1 pseudogene is annotated in these 245 nt (G+C 57.1%); it reads left to right on the top strand.

Annotation, left to right across the window (positions count from 1 at the left end):
• Positions 1–10: 10 nt before the first annotated feature.
• Positions 11–245: pseudogene (locus tag KVT28_RS26120) on the top strand (hexitol phosphatase HxpB); the annotation flags it as partial.

Below are 245 nucleotides of genomic sequence, written 5' to 3'. Positions count from 1 at the left end.
GAGCAGTTATATGTCATATCGACCTCCTGTATTGGCCGCCATCTTTGATATGGAGGGATTGTTGATCGACTCAGAACCGCTGTGGGATCGCGCGGAACTGGATATTTTCCCCAGCCTTGGCGTGGATATCCCCCGCCGCCACGAGTTGCCCGATACGCTGGGTCTGCGCAACGATCAAACCGTGCGCATGTGGTTTGAAGCGCTGCCGTGGAGCGGCCCGGATCAACAGGAAGTGACGCAACGCA

The organism is Pantoea sp. GbtcB22, assembly GCF_019091025.1.
Lineage (GTDB): Bacteria > Pseudomonadota > Gammaproteobacteria > Enterobacterales > Enterobacteriaceae > Pantoea > Pantoea leporis.
This window is presented reverse-complemented; position numbering and strand designations above follow the sequence as displayed.